Genomic DNA, 15360 nt, shown 5'->3' with positions numbered 1-15360 from the left:
GAGCTGAATGTCCCATGGAGATTGCAGCCCGCGCCGTCGCGACGGATGGCGATGCCGCAGTGCCGGGGGACGTTTCGTGATCGGCCCTGCGGGGCAGGCGGCGGGGCCGCATACCGGCGAGGGAGGAACGAGACCGCGGGGCGCGCGTCAGACTCTCGCGACGAGACGGGATGCCGGAAGGACCGGTATCGGGCATATCCAATAGGCCGGCATGGTCCATCCGCTTCGTCATGCCCGCTTCCGGAATCCGCTCCGCCCTGCCCCGTCATGCGACCTCGGCCGAGGCGCCGCTCTTGCCGGCCGAGACATCCGCATGAGGCCTCGGCGGCAGAGTGCCTGTCAATCCGATTATGCCCGATTTGTGGGTTTGTTGGATTTTTGCCTGAAATTTCTGCCTTATGCTCTCTGTGGGATCAGGCCTGCCCGATTCTATGACCCGATCGGATCTGATCGGGCGTCGGCCAGCGGCTCGCACCCCGCGAGGGACTCTATCCTTGTGGTTGAAAACAAGGAGAAAAATCTGGATGCCGCAATCTTTCGGTGTGTTTCGAGATATTTTCGCAAGCAAAGGAACCTTTTTCATTCGGCTTCCGAGCTGTGGCATTGGCTTTGCTGAACCAGCCTGATCTCACAATTCCATGCGCCAGCGCTCCTCCTGCGAGCATACGGCCGAGAGGCGCATGGAACATCAGCATGGGGACGTCCGACAATGCCGACAGACGCGACAGAGAAACCCGGCCCCGCCGCGCTTGGGCATCCGCTCGGCCGCACCGGGCTCTCGGTTCTGCTGGGAGGCGCAATCCTCGCCGCAGGCCTGCTCTCCGCCGAGGCCCAGACCGCCTCCCCCGTCGGCGAACTCAACGATCAGACGCAGCCGCGCACCACCCGCGAGGTCGCCTCGAAACCCACCGATCCCGTCCGCACCGGGCCGCTCGCCCTCTGGGCCACCGAGATGGCGGCGCGCGGACTGACCTTCGACGTCAACATCTACGATTTCTACCAGGCCAATCCGAGTGCCGGCCTGCGCACCGGCGAGCAATCGAACTCCGCCTATTTCGTGCTGAGCATGACCGCCGACATGCAGAAGCTCGCCGGCATCACCGGCGGCTCGATCAACTTCACGCAGACCTTCTTCGGCCTCGTGCGCAACCTCAACATGGCCGGTGACATCGGCGACACCACGGTGGGCTACCAGCCGCCCTACAATCCCAACAGCACCCGCCTCTCGCTGCTCACCTACCAGCAGAAGCTCCTCGACGACCGGCTCGTGGTCGAGATCGGCCGCACCCATCCCGACCGCTATTACGGTCTGCCGCCCTGCAACTCGATCAATTCCTGCTTCCAGGACATGTTCTACTTCAATGCCGGCTTCACCTCGCCGCTCTACGGCGTCTGGGGCGCCAACCTCGCCTACAAGCTCTCGCCGACCACCTACATCCAGGCCGGCGCCTTCAGCGTGAACCCGAACACCAACGTCCTGTCGGGCTACGATTTCGGCTACGAGCGCCTGTCGGGCGCGGTGGTCATGACCGAGATCGGCCGCAAGACCGACTATACGATGGAAGCCTATCCGGGCCGCGTCTCGCTCACCGGCTTCTACAACACCGCCGACCACGACGATAACTTCAAGACCATCGCCGGCACCTCGAAGGGGCTCAACCCCGGCACCCCGTCGCTGCAGAAATCCGGCACGTCGGGCGTGGTCCTCACCGGCACCCAGACCCTGTGGCGGGCCGATGGCGGACGCGATGCGGGCAACCCGCACCCCACCGCGATCTCGGCCTATACCGGCACCGGCTACGCCTTCGATCCGACGATCCCGATCCGGTTCAACTCCTTCGCCGGTCTTCTCCTGCAGGCGCCCGACCAGAGCCGGCCCAACGACACCTACGGCATCAAGGCCAACTGGCAGCGGCTGAACGAGAACTACGCCGCCTTCCTGTCCGATGCGAACTTCATCTCGGGCGGCACCGGCGAGCCCTATTCGCGCGACAAGTTCGTGTTCGAGGTCAACGCCCACTTCGATCTCGGCAAGGGCATCGTGCTCGAGCCGGTGGTCCAGTACGTCGTCAACCCGAACTCGTTCTGGAACCCCTACACCGCGCGCCGCGCCAAGGACGGGTTCTACGGCGGCTTCACCCTCGTCGTGCCGCTGGGCACGCTGCTCGGTCTCGCGCCGGGCTAAGCAGGTTTCGCAAAAGTGGTCACCGGTTTGCGTCCTGAAACCTGCGACACGTCAAAGGCCCGAGCGAGGTGAAGCGTTGGCTTGCCAATGCGAACCCGCTCAGGCATCGGGCCGGAAGATGTAGAGCCGGTTCCGCACGGGCGGGACCGGCTCTTTTCGTTGGCGAGAGAAACTTCGTTGGTGCGAGAGACCTGCGCAAAACAGCGTATGGCGCATGCCCGGCGCTCCCGGCATCGCAGGTCGAACAACCATCAGGGACCCGCATGATCGCCGCCGTCGATGCCCTCCACCGCTACCCGATCAAGGGTCTCTCGGCCGAACCCCTGGCCACGATGGCGCTCAGTCGCGACGCCGGGCTGGCCCATGACCGGGAATATGCCCTGGCGCTCGGGACCACGGAATTCGATCCCGGACAGCCGGAACCCCTCGACAAGGGGTTCTTCCTGATGCTGCGCAAGAACACGGCGCTCGCCGCCCTGTCCACGCGGTTCGTCCCCGAGACCGCGCATCTCACGATCCGGCGCGGCGGGGAGGACGTCTTCGCGGCCGATCTCTCCACCGGGACGGGGCGGGCGGCGACGGAGGATTTCTTCGCCGATTACCTTGGCGAGGAGACCTGCGGGCGGCCTCGCCTCGTCCGCGCGGAGAACCACAAGTTCACCGATGCCAGCGTGCTCTCACCGGTGATGATGCGGGCGGTCTCGGTGGTGAACCTCGCCTCGGTGCGCGCTCTCTCGGAGGCGACGGGGCGCGATCTCGACCCCCTGCGCTTTCGCGCCAACATCCATCTCGACGGGCTGGCGCCGTGGCAGGAGCTGGACTGGGTTGGGCGCGAACTGAGCATCGGCCCGGTGCGCTTTCGCGGTCTCGCCCGGACGCCGCGCTGCGGCGCCGTCAATGTCAATCCGGTCACGGCCGAGCGCGACGCCAACCTGCCCAAGGCGATCATGCAGCATGTCGGCCATGTCGACCTCGGTATCTATCTCGAAGTCGTCGAGGGCGGGACGATCGCGACGGCGGATCGCCTCACCCTCGATTGAGGCGGGCGATCACCCCTGCCTGACGAGGCTCGGCGCCTTGCGGTAGCCGGTGGCGGCCTCGTAGGCATAGGCGAAGCCGAGGAGGTCGGCCTCGCTCCACATCCGGCCCACGAAGATCAGGTTGAACGGCGAGCCGCTGGCATAGGCCCCGGCCGGCAGCGTCACGCCCGGCAGGCCGGCGATGTTGATCTCGCAGACCGTGGTCTCGTCGATGGCGAGGCCGCCATGCAGGGGTGGCAATTCGTTGCGCATCTGCGGGAAGACCAGGCCGTCGAGCCCATGCTCGTTCATGACCCTGTCGAAGATGTCGAGATAAGCCTCTCTGAGGGCAAGGAATTCCGACAGATCGGGCGGGCGCGTCGGATCGGCGAGGATCGCCTCGAAGACCGGGTACTGGTGGAGGTAGCGCAGCACGCCCTTGGGGCCGAACGCATCCTCCTCCGCCGTCGCCTCGGCGAAGGCCGCGACGCTCCGCAATGCCGCGCTCGACCCGAGGCGCTGCAGGTAGAGATGCAAGTCGTAGGGCACGGATTCCATGCCGCGGGCGTCGAAATAATTAAGACCCTCGGTGGGTTCGGCGAGTGCTGCGAAGCCCGTATCGGCGAAGGGGTCGGCGATCAGGGTGGCGCCGCAGGCGGCGATCTCGTCTTGTGCCCGCTCGTAGAGGGTCGCGGCTTCCGCCGAGAGCGGCAGGTCGCGCCAGCCAGGTCCGAACAGGCCGAGGCGTTTGCCCCGGAGCCCGTCCTTGTCGAGCTTAGAGGTGTAACCGCCCTTGGGACGGCGGCCGATGCCCGCCACGGTCTTCGGATCGGCGGCGGTGTAGCCGGCGAGCACGTCGAGGGTGAGCGCCGCGTCGCGGACGCAGCGGGCGATGGGCCCGACGACGTCGCGGGTGCTGCCGGCCAGCGGCACCACGCCGGCATTGGGGACGAGGGCGAAGGTCGGCTTGATGCCGACCAGCCCCTGCGCCGAGGCCGGGTTCTGGATCGAGCCGCCGGTCTCCTCGGCGAGGCCGAGCACCGCGAGGCTGGCACCCACCGCCGTGGCGGTGCCAGCGCTGCTGCCGCCGGGCAGGCAATCGGGCGCCGCCGAATTCAGGGTCGGCCCGGCCCAGCTGTCGTTGGCGTGGCTGCCGGTGGCGCTCAAGACCGGCACGTTGGTCTTGCCGAGCATGACGCAGCCGGCCGCCCTCATCCGCGCCACGACGGGCGAGTCTGTCTCGGGGATCAGATCGACGCCGCCGGCCTCGGCGCTGAGGAAGCGCCAGCCCGCCGTGGTCGGCAGTCCGGCCATGTCCATCGGGTCCTTGATCACCACGGGGACGCCCGCCAGCGGTCCGAGCGTCTCGCCGGCGGCGCGGCGCGCGTCGATGGCGCGGGCATCGTCGAGGGCCTGCGGGTTCATGACGATGAGGGCGTTGTAATGCGGGTTGTAGGCGGCGATCCGGTCGAGGAAGGCCAGGGTCAGCGCTTCCGAGGTGACGCCGCTGGCGAAGGCGTCGGCGGCGTCGGCCAGGGTCATCTCGACGAGATCGAGGGCGGGGATTGCGGTCGGGGCAGCATCCATGGCGGGATGTCTCCTTGGCGTTGGGGAAGAGGGGCGACAGGACGATCGGGACGGCGTCAGGCCATGCCGACGAACTCCTCGATCATCGTCCGGTCGCGGGCGATTTCGGGCGGGATCTCGCGGGTGATGACGCCCTTCTGCAGGATCAGCACCCGCTCGGAGAGGCCGGCGATGAAGGTGAGGTTCTGCTCCACGAGCAGGATCGTCAGGTTGCGGGCCCGCCCGATCGCCTGCAGGGTCTCGATGATCTCCTCGATGATCGAGGGCTGGATCCCCTCGGTCGGCTCGTCGAGGAGGAGGATGCGGGGATTGCCGCAGAGGCAGCGGGCCAGCGCCAGCAATTGCTGCTCGCCCCCGGAGAGCGCCCCGCCCGGCCGGTCGAGATAGGCCTTCAGCCGGGGAAAGACGGCGAGGATGTCCGCGATGGTCTCGTCCTCGTTTCGGTCGGAGAGGAGGCAGCCCATGCGCAGGTTCTCACGCACGCTCAGGGTCGCGAAGATTTCCCGTCCCTGGGGCACGAACCCCATGCCGAGCCGCGCCCGCGACGTCGGCGAGCGTCTGGCGATGTCCTCGTCCCCGAGCCGGATGCGGCCGGCGGTGACGGGAAGGTAGCCCATCAGCGTGCGCAGCAGGGTCGTCTTGCCCATGCCGTTATGGCCGAGGATGCCCACGAACTCGCCCTCTCCCACGGCGAGCGATACGCCGCCGAGGATCGGGATGCGGCCGTAGCCGGAATGGAGGCCGTCGACGGCGAGGAGCGCGGGCTTCACCGCCGCGGCGGCGACGTTCGGGCAGGTCGAGAGCGGGATGGGCTCGATCGCGTTCATCGGGTGGCTCACGCGGCCTGCTTGCCGAGATAGACGTCGCGCACGCGCTGGTCGGCGAGCACGCGCTCGACGCTGTCCTCCATCAGGATGCGGCCCTGGTTGAACACGGTGACTGTCCTGGCGATCATTCGGATGAAGGGCATGTCGTGCTCCACCACGATGAGGGCGTGGGTACGGTTGATCTCGCGGATCAGCTCGGCGGTGCGGTGGACCTCGTCATGGGTCATGCCGGCGGCCGGCTCGTCGAGGAGGATCAGCTCCGGCTCCTGGGCGAGCACGGTGGCGATCTCGACCCATTGGCGCTGACCATGGGCGAGCTGGCCGACATTGCGCTCGGCGATGGCGGTGAGCTGGAGTCGCGTCAGCGTCTCGTCGACGATGGCCCGCGTCCGGGCGATGGACTTGCGCCGTCCCGCCGCCACGAACACGTTCTCGCGCACCGACAGGCCGTTGAAGACGTTCGGGACCTGGGTCTTGATGCCGACGCCGAGCCGGGCGATCCGGTGCGGCTCGGCCCCGGTGATGTCGATGTCGCGGAAGCGGATGCTGCCCTCGGTCGGCGTCAATTGCCCGGTGAGCATCTTGAAGAAGGTGCTCTTGCCGGCGCCGTTCGGCCCGATGAGGCAGCGCAGCTCGACCTCGCCGAGGGTGAAATCGACATTGCCCACCGCCGTCACCCCGCCGAAGCGCATGGTGACGCCCTTGGCCTCGACGAGAGGGCGAAGCGGGGCCTTCTTGGAGGGGGCGGGATGCGTCGCGCTCATGGTCGCGTTCATGGGCGGACCTCCGCAGCCCGTGCGTCGCGGACGGGCTCGGACGCGCTTCCCTTGGCCGGGCGAGCTTTCGCGACGAGGTCGGGAATCCGCATCAGGAGGTTCCTCACCACCGGCAGGAGCCCCTGCGGGATCAGGAGCACGAAGGCGACCAGCACGATGCCGAGACCGAGATTGGAATCGACGACGTTCTGCGAGCCAGCCTCGATGATGAGCCACTGGATCAGCACCGCGCCGAGCATCGGGCCGACGAGGGTGCCGAGCCCGCCCACCAGCACGAAGATGATCACCTGCGCCGACATCGACAGGCCGAACACGGTGGGGCTGATGAAGCCGCCCCAATTGGCGTAGAGGCAGCCGGCGAGCCCGGCCACGGCGGCCGAGATCATGAAGGCGAGGAGCTTGTAGAGGCGCGGGTCGTAGCCGATGAGCTGCGCCCTGGTCTCGTTCTCGCGGATCGCCACCACGACGCGCCCGAAGCGGCTGGCGAGAACCCAGCGCAGCAGCGCGTAGACCAGGATCAGCGCGCCCATGGCGGCGTACCAGATGCCGTCGTTGTCGAGGGGATTGCCCGCGTCCCCGAGCTTGTTCAGCGCCGGGATGGCCGGGATGCCGTTGAACCCGCCGAGTTCCGCCTCGCCGATCCGGTACTGGCTGCCGGAGGTGGTGTTCACGAGCTGGAACAGGATCACCGAGACGGTGAGGGTGATGACGCCGATATAGGCGTCCGAGATCCGGCCGTAGAACATGAAGTAGCCGAGCAGCCCCGCGAACAGCGTCGGCACCAGGATCGCGATGAGGATCGGCAGCGTGCTGTCGCCCATGTTGATGACGGACACCGCGTAGGCATAGCCGCCGAGCCCGAGGAAGGCGGCCTGCCCGAAGGACATCACCCCGCCATAGCCCCAGATGAAGCCCTGGCTGAGGGCGAACATCGCGAGCGCGGCAAAGCCCGTGGCCTGGACGAGGCCGAACGTGTCGAGGGCGTGCGGCGCCCCGAACAGGATGACGAGCATGGTGCCGAGGGTGACGAGGAACCCCGCGGCGGAGCGACGGTCGACGGGGGTCATAGGCTGCGCCTCAGGTAGCGGCCGGTGATGCCCTGCGGCAGCACGCGGATCAGGAGGATCGCGGCGACGAGGAGGGCGACGTCGCCGATGACGGGCGTGGTCCTGAACGAGACCAGTTCGTTGATGACGCCGAAGACCGACGAGGCGAGCCCGGTCCCGGTGACGATGGCCGGCCCGCCGCCGAGCACGGTGATGAAGGCGCGCGAGATGTAGGCCGCGCCCATGGCCGGGGAGACGCCGGAGATCGGCGCGAGCACCCCGCCGGCGAGGCCGGCCAAAGCCGCGCCGAGACCGAAGGTCGCCATGTAGATGCGGTCGGGAGAGACGCCCATGGCGGCGGCCATGCGCGGGTTCTGCATGGTGGCGCGCAGGATCAGGCCGAACTTCGTCATGCGCAGCAGCAGGAACATGCCGGCGAGCGCGGCCACGGCGGCGGCGATGATGACGAGGCTGTAGAGGCTGGCGCCGTAGCGGCCGATCTCGAAACTGCCCACGGGGGTCGAGACCCCGCGCACGACGTTGCCGTAGAGGGTGGTGATCAGGCCGATCAGCCCGAGGCTGATGCCCCAGGTCGCCAGCATCGTGTCCATCATCCGCCCGTAGAGGAAGCGGATGACGGTGCGCTCCAGGACCAGCCCCACCGCCCCCACCACGAGGGGCGGCAGGACCAGCATGGCGATCCAGATGTTCACGCCCGCCCCGTTCGCCATCACGGCGGTGTAGGCGCCGAGCATCATGAACTCGCCATGCGCCAGGTTGATGATGCGCATCATGCCGTAGATCACCCCGAGACCGAGGGTGATGAGCACCAGCGTGGCGATGCCGGTGAGGACGTTGAAGGTCAGGAGCCCCGCGAGATCCATGAAGAGACGCCCTCAGCCCTTCAGGTCGGGCGTGAACTGCTTGTTCATGCGCGGGTTCTTGACGAGGTCGCAGGCGCCGCCGGTATCGGCGGGAAACGAATCCGGGAAAGTCGCCAGCTGCTCCCATTTCCGGTCCTTGGGCCGGGCGAGGTAGGTGTTGCGGATGGTGTGGTGGGTGCCCGGATCCATCGTCACCTTTCCGGTGGGGGACTCGATGGTGATGCCGCTCTCGAGCGCCGCGATGACGGCGTCGCGCTCGATCGAGCCGGCCTTCTTCACCGCTTCCGCCCAGAACATGATGCCCTCGTAGGTGGCGGTGTCGAGCTCGCTGAGATCGGTGACGTCGGCGCCGAACTTGGCCTGCATGCCGGAGACGAAGGCCTTGCTCGCGGGGGTGTCGAGGTCGTTGTACCAGCCGTAGCAGGTGAGGATGCCGTTGGTGGTGGAGGTGTCCATGGTGGTCAGCTCGTCGCCGAGGCCGAACACGGTGGCACCCATCGGGATCTTGCCCTTCATGCCGGCGGCGTCCCACTGGCGGTAGAAGCCCGAATGGTTGGCGCCGACCAGCGCGGAGAGGACGATCTCCGGCTGCGCCTGCTGGATGCGGCTGATGGCGGAGGAGAAGTTCGTCACGTCGAGGGGGAAGAAGTCGGTGCCGGCCACCGAGCCGCCGCCGTCCTTCATGAACTTCGTCATCCAGCTCGCGGTGATGTGGCCGTAATTGTAGTCGGCCGCGACGATGTAGGCCTTTTTGCCCCAGTTCTTGAGGGCATAGTCGACGATGTGGTTGACGGTCTGGGCCGGGGTCGAGCCGGTGCAGAAGACGTTGCGGTCGCAGACGCCGCCCTCGTACTGGGTGTTGTAGAAATAGAGCGTCTTCGAGCGGCCGAAGATCGGCCGGATCGCCTCGCGCGAGGCGGAAGTGATGCCGCCCTGGATGACATCGACCTTGTCCTTGAGGGCCAGGGTCTGAGCATACTGGGTGTAGAGCTGCATGTTCGACTGGGTGTCGTAGGCGATCAGCTTGATCGGCCGCCCCAGCAGGCCGCCGGCCTTGTTGAGAAGCTCCACCGCGTATTCGGTGGTCTCGATCATGCGCTTGCCCTCGAGCCCGAGCGCTCCGGTCCCGTCGAGCAGGCTGCCGAGCTTGATCGGCTCCGCCGCGAGGCCGTTCCGCGCGAAGAACGGCATCGCCACCGCGCTGCCGGCCCCCGCCAGCCCCAGCTTGAGCGCATGGCGACGGTTCATCGTGCCCTTGATCATTCCCATCTCTCCGCCTCGTGCCGATGGCGCGGCCGCATTCCGCCGGCGCTCCCGCAAGTGGCAAACAAGATCGATGCCAACAAATCTCACATTACGGGCACGACCCGATGCGGCTTCGTACTGGCGTCTCGTTGAGCAGACTGCCGATCTCGACGCCCGCCTAGCGGGCATGAAAGCCACAAATCACGCAGCTTCAACATCGAGGGCTTCCCCCGATGGCATGCTTTCCCCCGATGCCAGATCTTCCGACGCCGCGTCGGCGGCGCCGGAAGGGATCCGCCGCTACTGGTAGCCCTTGGGGAAGGGGTCAGGCTTGATCAGGTCAGGGCTGGTATAGACGATCTCGAACTGGCCATCGAGCTTGGCCTTGCCGACGCGGGTCTTCGACCAGAGGTGGTGGTTCGGGTCGATCCGGACATAGCCTTCCGGTGCGCCCTTGAACTCCACGTCGGACGAGGCGGCCGCGATCTTGTCGATGTCGAACGAGCCCGCTTTCTCCACCGTCGCCTTCCACAGGAACGGCCCGAGATAGGCCGCCTGGGTCACATCGCCGATGACGGTCTTCTCGCCCCACATCTTCTTGAAGGCGGCGACGAAGGCCTTGTTGGCGTCGGTGTCGATGGACTGGAAGTATTTCATGCAGGAATAGGCGCCGACGATGTTGTCGCCGCCGATGCCGTCGATCTCGTCCTCGGTGACCGAGAGGGTGAGCAGGGTCTGTTTCGACAGGTCGATGCCGGCCGCCTTGAGCTGCTTGTAGAACGCCACGTTCGAGCCGCCGACTACGGTGACGAAGATCACCTTCGGCTTGGTGAGCTTGATCTTGTTGATCACCGAGTTGAACTGGGTATGCCCGAAGGGGAAGTATTCCTCGCCGACGACACGTCCCTTGAGGACGTTCTCGATGTGCTTGCGGGCGATCTTGTTCGAGGTGCGCGGCCAGATGTAGTCCGAGCCCAGGAAGAAGAACGTGTCGCCGCCCTTCTCCTTGTGGACCCAGTCGAGGCCGGCGAGGATCTGCTGCGTCGCTTCCTGGCCTGTATAGATCACGTTCTTCGACTGCTCGAGGCCCTCGTAGAAGGTCGGGTAGTACAGCATGCTGTTGTACTGCTCGAAGACCGGCAGCACCGCCTTGCGCGACGCGGACGTGTAGCAGCCGAACACGGCGGCGCAGTGATCGTTGACGACGAGCTTCTTGGCCTTCTCGGCGAAGTTCGGCCAGTCGGAGGCGCCGTCCTCCTGAATCACCTTGATCTTGCGGCCGAGGACGCCGCCGCCCGCGTTGATCTGCTCGATGGCGAGCTTTTCGGCCTGAGTGGCGCCGGTCTCGGAGATCGCCATGGTGCCGGTGACGGAGTGGAGGATGCCGACGGTCACCTCCGTGTCGGTCACCGCAAGCCCGGTCGTGTTCACCGCCGAGGTGGCCGGTGGGGCGGCCCGGGCCCCCGAGAAGGCGAAGCTCGCGGCGAGCGGCGAGGCGGCGAGGCCGAGGAGCAGGCGCCGACGGAGTTCGAAACGCTGACGATCCGGGTCGAATGGTGGCATCGGGCCTATCTCCGCTCAGGTGGGTCTCGTGCGGGCGGCTGTCGCGGACGGGTCGTTTCCGCGGACGCGCCACGGCCCGTCCAGGCCCTGCGGCGTTGGAGCAGGCATTTCCCACAAACCAAAAATATTCTTTTCGATAATATTATTTTCTTCAAGATCAAATAACTTGCAGGTTTGCGTGATCGTTGGGCAGCCTCCGCCGTCTCTCCTTTTCCGGGAGCCCGCCCAGCCGCCTCACTTGCGGCGGCGCGCCAGCGGAGTCCCGCTCAAGGCGGCGAAGGCACCGCCGAACACCGCCTCCATTCCGGCGGCCAGTGCGCCGCCTCCCCCCGCCAGAAACCGGGCGCCGAGGCCCGCCCCATTGGGAAGCGGGCTGATCCCGCAGAGGCAATCCCGGTCATCCGCCAGGGCCTGCAGATCGCCGAGATCTGGCAGGATTTCGGGCGCTGCGAGGATGGCCATCGCGCCGTAGGCGGCATGATGCCCGAGGGGAGAGGCGCTGCCGGCGAAGCCCTCCCCGTCGAGGCGCGAGCGCTCCGTCACCAGTCGCCGCCCGTCAGCGGTCTCGATCCGCATCGTCAGCTCCACGCCGGAGAAGGGGCGGCCCTGCCCGAGCGGGTCGTGATGGGCGAAGCCCTCGCTGACGATGGCCCGGGCGCCCTCTTCGAGGACGATCCTCGTGTCGAGGGCGAGGGCGGCACCCGGGAACAGGATCATCGGGTCGGGATGGAGCGTGAGGAACGCGTCCGACGCGACGGCGAGGCGCGTCGACTGCCGCGCCGGAAACGCTCCGGTGTGATGCACGACGGTGGCCGATTGCGTGGTGACATGGGCGTTGGCGCCGCGGCCGGCGCGCACGTCGAGGACGAGGCGGTCGTCGCGGTAGAGGCCGCCCGAGGCCGATTGCAGATAAAGCGTCGCGATGTCGGGACGATGCGGATAGAGGCGGAACGGCCGCGTGATGTGGAACGGATACGGCACCACCTGCCGGGACAGCACCGTGGTGCCGCCGCCCCGCACGAAGGAGAGGCGCGCCTCGGATCGGCGCGCCGTTCCCGCACCCGGTTCGTCGGGAAGGGGCTTGGCGTCGATCGGGAGGCCGGAATGCGTCGTCGCGGCGTCCATGCGTCAGGGCGCGAACAGGACGGCACGGCAGATCGCGTCCGCCACCGCCGCGATGCCGTCGCCGGAGCGAGCGTTGGTGGCGATCATCGCCTTGCCGCCGCGCACGGCGCTCGCCTCGGCGAGCATGGCGGGCAGGTCGATGCCGACATGGGGGGCGAGATCGGTCTTGTTGACGACGAGGAGGTCGCAGCGGAGCACGCCCGGCCCGCGCTTGCGCGGGATGTCGTCGCCGCCGGCGACGTCGATCACGAAGATCCACCAATCGACGAGATCGAGGGAGAAGGTGGAGGCGAGGTTGTCGCCGCCCGATTCGAAGATCAGCAGCTCCAGTCCGGGGAAGGCCGCCTCCAGCTCGTCGCCGGCGGCGATGTTGAGCGTCGGGTCCTCCCGGATCACGGTGTGAGGGCAGGCGCCCGCCTCGACCGCCGAGACCCGCGCCGGGTCGATCAGGCCCGACCGGCGCAGGCGCTCGGCATCTTCCTTGGTGACGAGGTCGTTGGTGACGACCGCGAGGTCGATTCCGCGCTCTGTGAGGACCGGGATCAGCCGTTCGATCAGGGCGGTCTTGCCGGACCCGACGGGACCGCCGATGCCGATGCGGGCGGCGCTGGCACGGGCGGGCGACCGGGCGGGAGGCATCGCGGGAGAGGTCGTCGTGACGGAGGTCATCAGCGCAGCATGTAGCGTTGGGCCAGGGGAAGGACCTGCGCCGGTTCGCAGGTGGCGATGCGACCGTCCACGAACACGTCGAAGGTCTGGGGATCGACCCTGATCTCGGGGCAGGCGTCGTTCCACAGCATGTCGGCCTTGCTGAGCGTGCGGGTTCCGCGGGCCGGCAGGAGGGATTTGCGCAGGCCGAGCTCGTCGCGCAGGCCGCGCTCGATGGCGAGCGGGTGGACGAAACAGGCGGAGAGTCCCTGTTTCGCCAGGCCGAACGCCCCCCATTGCGGACGCAGCATCATCGGTTCGCAGGTCATCAGCGAAGCGGCGGAATCACCCATCGCCCCCCAGGCGATGAAGCCGCCCTTGATCACCAGCTCGGGCTTGATGCCGAAGAAGGCCGGCCGCCAGAGCACGATGTCGGCCATCTTGCCCGTCTCCAGCGAGCCGATATGGTCCGCGATACCGAAGGTCCGTGCCGCGTTGATCGTGTATTTGGCGATGTAGCGCTTGATGCGGGCATTGTCGCCCAAGCCCGGCCTGTCCTCCGGCAGGCTCCCGCGCTGGTCCTTCATCTTGGAAGCGAGCTGCCAGGTCCGGCAGATGACCTCGTGGATGCGGCCCATGCCCTGGCTGTCGGAGCCGAGCATCGAGATCGCCCCGATATCGTGCAGCACGTCCTCGGCCGCGATGGTCTGGGCGCGGATGCGGCTCTCGGCGAAGGCCACGTCCTCCGGCAGAGCCGGGTTGAGGTGGTGGCACACCATCGTCATGTCGAGATGCTCGTCGAAGGTGTTGACCGTGTAGGGATTGGTCGGGTTCGTCGACGAGGGCAGGCAATGGGGCAGGCCGGCGACCCGGATGATGTCCGGTGCGTGTCCGCCCCCCGCCCCTTCCGTATGGTACATGTGGATCACGCGGCCGCCGATCGCCGCCAGCGTGTCCTCCACGAAGCCGGATTCGTTCAGGGTGTCGGTGTGGAGCTGGACCTGGAAGTCGTGCTCGTCGGCAAAGCCCAGGCAGGCATCGATGGCCGAGGGCATCGCGCCCCAATCCTCGTGGATCTTCAGGCCGAGCACCCCGGTCTCGAGCTGCTCCTTGAGGGCGGCGGGCTTGTGGGTGTTGCCGCGCCCGAGGAAGCCGAAATTCACCGGCCAGTGCTCGGCCGCCTGGAGCATCTTGCCCGTGTTGAACGGGCCGCCGGAATCGATGCCAACGGTGATCGGCCCGAGGGAGCCGCCGAGCAGCGTGGTGATGCCCGAGGCGATGGCGTGGTCGGGCAGGCCCGCGGAATCGAAATGGACGTGGACGTCGATGGCGCCCGGCGTGGCGATGAGGCCTTCGCAATCGCGCACGGTGGTGCCGGCCGACACGATCAGGCGCGGGTCGACGCCGTCCATGATGGCCGGGTTGCCGGCCTTGCCGATCCCCACGATCTTGCCGTGGCGGATGCCGAGATCGCCCTTCACGATGCCCAGCACCGGGTCGATGACGAGGACGTTGCAGAGCAGGAAGTCGAGGGCGCCCTCCGCCGAGGTGATGCCGGGCGCCATGCCGATGCCGTCGCGCAGGGTCTTGCCGCCGCCATGCAGGCATTCGTCGCCATAGACGGCGTGGTCCTTCTCGACGACGGCGACGAGGGAGGTGTCGGCGAGGCGCACCCCGTCCCCGGTGGTGGGGCCGTAGAGGGCGGCATAGTCGCGACGGGGGATGGTCACCATGGTCGTCTCCTCACACGCCTAGCCTCACGCGCCCTTGAATCCGCCGGCCCTGGCCCGCGCCAGGGCGGCCTTCCGGTCGGCATCGGTGTCGAGCGTTCCCTGGGTCAGGTCGTTGAGGCCGGTGAGCCGGCGGTCGCCGCCGAAGCCCACCAGGGTCACGGTCTTGCGCTGTCCCGGTTCGAACCGGATCGCGGTGCCGGCCGGGATGTCGAGGCGCAGGCCCAGGGCCGTCTCACGGTCGAAGTCGAGGGCTCGGTTGACCTCGAAGAAATGGTAATGAGACCCGATCTGGACGGGACGGTCGCCGGTATTGACCACCTCGATCGTGGCGCGCGGGCGCCCTGCCGACAGCTCGATCTCGCCTTCGGCCGGCAGGATCGCGCCCGGCTCCAGCGTGTCGGCCGGCGCCCCTTCCGCCGGACGGATCGGTTCGTGCACGGTGACGAGCTTGGTTCCGTCGGGGAACACGCCCTCCACCTGCAGGATCGGCAGCATGGTGGCGATGCCGGGCATCACGTCGGCGGTGGTGAGGATCGTCGAGCCCCAGCCGATGAGATCGGCGACGCTACGCCCGTCGCGCGCACCCTCCAGGATCTCGTCGGTGATGATGGCCACCGCCTCCGGGTAGTTCAGCCTGAGGCCGCGGGTCCGGCGCTTGCGGGCGAGTTCGGCCGCCGTGAAGATCGTCAGCCTTTCGAGCTCGGTCGGGGTCAGCAGCATCG

General features: G+C 67.5%; 13 protein-coding genes. 2 read left to right on the top strand and 11 right to left on the bottom strand.

Annotated features, from left to right (window positions below; genetic code table 11):
* The first annotated feature begins 709 nt into the window (after nucleotides 1-709).
* Both ACFQ4G_RS06500 and ACFQ4G_RS06495 read left to right on the top strand, forming a co-directional pair.
* Complete coding sequence (locus ACFQ4G_RS06500; protein WP_238208391.1) at nucleotides 710-2185, top strand: carbohydrate porin; 1476 nt, start codon at nucleotides 710-712, stop codon at nucleotides 2183-2185.
* Nucleotides 2186-2448: 263 nt separating this feature from the next.
* Entirely contained in the window at nucleotides 2449-3225 is a 777-nt protein-coding gene (locus ACFQ4G_RS06495; RefSeq protein WP_238208392.1) for an MOSC domain-containing protein, read from the top strand.
* Nucleotides 3226-3234: 9 nt separating this feature from the next.
* On the opposite strand, the gene ACFQ4G_RS06490 is transcribed toward ACFQ4G_RS06495, so the two are convergent.
* The 11 genes from ACFQ4G_RS06490 to ACFQ4G_RS06440 all read right to left on the bottom strand — a co-directional run bounded on the left by ACFQ4G_RS06490 (nucleotide 3235) and on the right by ACFQ4G_RS06440 (nucleotide 15358).
* A complete protein-coding gene (locus ACFQ4G_RS06490) occupies nucleotides 3235-4791 on the bottom strand; it encodes an amidase (protein ID WP_238208393.1) in 1557 nt (518 codons plus the stop codon).
* A 56-nt stretch (nucleotides 4792-4847) separates the two neighbouring features.
* Complete coding sequence (locus tag ACFQ4G_RS06485) at nucleotides 4848-5618, bottom strand: ABC transporter ATP-binding protein (RefSeq protein ID WP_238208394.1); 771 nt, start codon at nucleotides 5616-5618, stop codon at nucleotides 4848-4850.
* A gap of 8 nt (nucleotides 5619-5626) precedes the next feature.
* Entirely contained in the window at nucleotides 5627-6394 is a 768-nt protein-coding gene (locus tag ACFQ4G_RS06480; RefSeq protein WP_238208395.1) for an ATP-binding cassette domain-containing protein, read from the bottom strand.
* On the bottom strand, nucleotides 6391-7461 hold the full coding sequence (locus tag ACFQ4G_RS06475) for a branched-chain amino acid ABC transporter permease (RefSeq protein ID WP_238208396.1): 1071 nt from the start codon (nucleotides 7459-7461) through the stop codon (nucleotides 6391-6393). Before ACFQ4G_RS06475 ends, ACFQ4G_RS06480 begins: the two co-directional genes overlap by 4 nt.
* On the bottom strand, nucleotides 7458-8324 hold the full coding sequence (locus ACFQ4G_RS06470) for an ABC transporter permease subunit (protein ID WP_238208397.1): 867 nt from the start codon (nucleotides 8322-8324) through the stop codon (nucleotides 7458-7460). The genes ACFQ4G_RS06475 and ACFQ4G_RS06470 overlap by 4 nt, the downstream gene beginning before the upstream one ends.
* A gap of 12 nt (nucleotides 8325-8336) precedes the next feature.
* Nucleotides 8337-9587, bottom strand: a complete 1251-nt coding sequence (locus ACFQ4G_RS06465; protein WP_238208399.1) for an urea ABC transporter substrate-binding protein — start codon at nucleotides 9585-9587, stop codon at nucleotides 8337-8339.
* Nucleotides 9588-9869: 282 nt separating this feature from the next.
* Nucleotides 9870-11132, bottom strand: coding sequence for an urea ABC transporter substrate-binding protein (urtA, locus tag ACFQ4G_RS06460; RefSeq protein WP_238208401.1), 1263 nt, complete (start codon nucleotides 11130-11132; stop codon nucleotides 9870-9872).
* 234 nt (nucleotides 11133-11366) lie between these two features.
* Nucleotides 11367-12257, bottom strand: a complete 891-nt coding sequence (locus ACFQ4G_RS06455; RefSeq protein WP_238208403.1) for an urease accessory protein UreD — start codon at nucleotides 12255-12257, stop codon at nucleotides 11367-11369.
* Nucleotides 12258-12260: 3 nt separating this feature from the next.
* A complete protein-coding gene (gene ureG, locus ACFQ4G_RS06450; protein WP_238208405.1) occupies nucleotides 12261-12896 on the bottom strand; it encodes an urease accessory protein UreG in 636 nt (211 codons plus the stop codon).
* Nucleotides 12897-12925: 29 nt separating this feature from the next.
* Nucleotides 12926-14638 carry an urease subunit alpha gene (gene ureC, locus ACFQ4G_RS06445; protein WP_238208407.1) on the bottom strand — a complete coding sequence of 571 codons (1713 nt, stop codon included), beginning with the start codon at nucleotides 14636-14638 and terminating at the stop codon, nucleotides 12926-12928.
* Nucleotides 14639-14662: 24 nt separating this feature from the next.
* Entirely contained in the window at nucleotides 14663-15358 is a 696-nt protein-coding gene (locus ACFQ4G_RS06440; protein WP_238208409.1) for an urease subunit beta, read from the bottom strand.
* Nucleotides 15359-15360 lie beyond the last annotated feature (2 nt).

This window comes from Methylobacterium marchantiae, assembly GCF_042679825.1.
Lineage (GTDB): Bacteria > Pseudomonadota > Alphaproteobacteria > Rhizobiales > Beijerinckiaceae > Methylobacterium > Methylobacterium marchantiae.
The sequence above is the reverse complement of the archived record's forward strand: the minus strand, read 5'-3'. Positions and strand labels throughout refer to the sequence as shown.

Coding starts and splice junctions, on each gene's coding strand:
- ACFQ4G_RS06500 (WP_238208391.1), top strand. CDS start 710: ATGCCGACAGACGCGACAGAGAAACCCGGCCCCGCCGCGCTTGGGCAT.
- ACFQ4G_RS06495 (WP_238208392.1), top strand. CDS start 2,449: ATGATCGCCGCCGTCGATGCCCTCCACCGCTACCCGATCAAGGGTCTC.
- ACFQ4G_RS06490 (WP_238208393.1), bottom strand. CDS start 4,791: ATGGATGCTGCCCCGACCGCAATCCCCGCCCTCGATCTCGTCGAGATG.
- ACFQ4G_RS06485 (WP_238208394.1), bottom strand. CDS start 5,618: ATGAACGCGATCGAGCCCATCCCGCTCTCGACCTGCCCGAACGTCGCC.
- ACFQ4G_RS06480 (WP_238208395.1), bottom strand. CDS start 6,394: ATGAACGCGACCATGAGCGCGACGCATCCCGCCCCCTCCAAGAAGGCC.
- ACFQ4G_RS06475 (WP_238208396.1), bottom strand. CDS start 7,461: ATGACCCCCGTCGACCGTCGCTCCGCCGCGGGGTTCCTCGTCACCCTC.
- ACFQ4G_RS06470 (WP_238208397.1), bottom strand. CDS start 8,324: ATGGATCTCGCGGGGCTCCTGACCTTCAACGTCCTCACCGGCATCGCC.
- ACFQ4G_RS06465 (WP_238208399.1), bottom strand. CDS start 9,587: ATGATCAAGGGCACGATGAACCGTCGCCATGCGCTCAAGCTGGGGCTG.
- urtA (WP_238208401.1), bottom strand. CDS start 11,132: ATGCCACCATTCGACCCGGATCGTCAGCGTTTCGAACTCCGTCGGCGC.
- ACFQ4G_RS06455 (WP_238208403.1), bottom strand. CDS start 12,257: ATGGACGCCGCGACGACGCATTCCGGCCTCCCGATCGACGCCAAGCCC.
- ureG (WP_238208405.1), bottom strand. CDS start 12,896: ATGCCTCCCGCCCGGTCGCCCGCCCGTGCCAGCGCCGCCCGCATCGGC.
- ureC (WP_238208407.1), bottom strand. CDS start 14,638: ATGGTGACCATCCCCCGTCGCGACTATGCCGCCCTCTACGGCCCCACC.
- ACFQ4G_RS06440 (WP_238208409.1), bottom strand. CDS start 15,358: ATGCTGCTGACCCCGACCGAGCTCGAAAGGCTGACGATCTTCACGGCG.